Genomic DNA, 2,003 nt, shown 5'->3' on the forward strand with positions numbered 1-2,003 from the left:
CTCCCCCTCGCTCCCGCACCTCTCTGACCGGCACCGTGACCGTGTCACGCGCGCCCTCGCCCGTGGGAGCGGTCAACTCCCACCCGGTCATGAGCCGTGTGTCCAGGACGACGACTCCCCGCCCGGTGGCGAGATGCAGATCGGGCCCGGCGACGGCGAGCACCTCACCGCCCACCACGCCGCCCGCGACCAGCTCGCTCACCACCCCGTCGGCGGCCGGCAGCCCGTCCAGCCCGAACACCCCGAAGTGATCGACCGCCTGGAACGCCACCGGTTCCAGGGACTCCGGCCACCCCTGCAGAGCGAGGGCCTGCCCGTGGACCGCCGCCAACTCCCCCTCACGCTCAGCCCGTTCCGGCAGGGCGGCCCGCAGCACCCTCTTCTCGGCGTACGGAATCCGGTCCGGCACCTTCAACGCGGCCCGCAGCACCTCCTCGGCCCGCCGCGCGGCCATCAGCGGCCCCCGCCCGAGCCACGCGAAGCACACCGCCCCCTGCTCCAGCAGCCGCGCCGACCCCCGCTCGACGGCCGTGATCCCGACCTTCACCATGCCGGGCCCGAACCACGCGAGGTACACGTGGTACGGCCGCGGATCATCGGCGAAGGTGTCGGCCGCGACGGAGTGCGCCCGGTCCAGCCGCGCGCACTCCTCGCACCGCGCGCCGGTACTCCGCCCCGGGACGCCCGCCCGCACCGGACACGCGTGCCCCCGGGCCCCGACGCAGGTCCGTCCGCCCCCGCCCACGACTCCGAAGACCACCGCCTTCCCCCGAGGCAGAGGACTCCTCCGCCCGCCTTCCCACACCAGACAGGGCTCGGCGCCGCCCCACCGCAGCCCGGTACATCTCCACGCGTGTGCCATCCCTCACGACATTAGAAGGCACCACTGACAATGCGACTGACCTGCGGAAACGGCGCGACCGCGGGGCGGCGGCGCCTTGGATGACGACACGAGGAGGGCCGCGAGGACGAACCATCCGCCTCCTCCCCCCGCTCCACGCGGAAGCCACTCACGGGCCGTCGGGTCGGGCGGTGTGGGCGGGGTGGCCGGCCGTACGGCGGGCCTCCTTCATCTCCGCCTCGTAGAGATGGTCCCGGCCGTCGGCCAGCTCGTCCACGGCGCTCTTCTCCAGCGCCTTGAACGGCTCGTAGTAGGTGTCGTTGTAGGCCTCGACGATCTGGAACGTCCAGTGCCCGGGGATGACATTGCGCCCGACGATCTCGGTCCGCACCTTCTCCGCCCACTCCGGGTGCCCGGCCTCCCGCAGCAGGCGCACGGCCCGGTCCAGTTCGAGATCGGCACCGCCGGTGAGCTGATGGAAGTCGTAGAGGCGGCCGCGGGCCCGCTCGGTCATCTCCAGCGCCTTGGAGAGCGCTCCGAGCGCCTCCACCGTCGTGTCGCTGAGCCCCTCGGGCCGCTGATGAGCGCGGTCGGGGCCGTCGTGCTGTGCGTTCATGATTCCCGAAGTGCCCGTTTTCTCCGCATCCCATTCGGTCGTCGTCGGGATGTGTCAGGGCCGCCGGCGCGGTACTCGTGACGCCACCATGCAGACGTTCCTGCCCTACCCCGACTTCCGGGCGTCGGCGCTCACCCTGGACCGCCGTCGTCTCGGCAAACAACGGGTCGAGGCGTTGCAGGTGCTCCGCGGCCTCGTCGTACCGGGCTACGGCTGGCGCCACCATCCGGCGGTACGGATGTGGGCCGGATACGAGGAAGCGCTCGTCCGGTACGGCCTGGACGTGTGCGCGGTGTGGCGCGAGCAGGGCCACCAGGACAGCTGCGCGGCCACCCTGGTCGCCGACCTCTTGGCGTTCCGCCCCGGAACGCGGGTCCGCCCCCAGGTCGCGCTGAGGGAGGCCGCCGAACTCCCCCCTTGGCTGGGCGACGACACGTTCCACCGCAGCCACCGCTCGGCACTCCTACGCAAGGACCCCACCACATACACCCCCCTCTTCCCCGACGTCCCACCCGACCTCCCCTACATCTGGCTCTTATACCCATC

General features: G+C 72.2%; 3 protein-coding genes. 1 reads left to right on the forward strand and 2 read right to left on the reverse strand.

The annotated features are described in order from the left end of the window. Positions 1–862 (reverse strand): DUF2797 domain-containing protein (locus tag AOK23_RS43795; RefSeq protein ID WP_055717902.1); only part of this gene is annotated, 862 nt, incomplete at its 3' end. Positions 863–1,010: 148 nt separating this feature from the next. After that, positions 1,011–1,457, reverse strand: a complete 447-nt coding sequence (locus tag AOK23_RS43800; RefSeq protein WP_055717901.1) for a hypothetical protein — start codon at positions 1,455–1,457, stop codon at positions 1,011–1,013. A gap of 88 nt (positions 1,458–1,545) precedes the next feature. On the opposite strand from AOK23_RS43800, the gene AOK23_RS43805 reads away from it, so the two are divergent. Next, positions 1,546–2,003: MSMEG_6728 family protein (locus AOK23_RS43805; RefSeq protein ID WP_055717903.1), on the forward strand; the 458-nt coding region annotated here is incomplete at its 3' end.

The sequence above is a fragment of the Streptomyces torulosus genome, assembly GCF_001419765.1.
Taxonomy (GTDB): domain Bacteria; phylum Actinomycetota; class Actinomycetes; order Streptomycetales; family Streptomycetaceae; genus Streptomyces; species Streptomyces torulosus.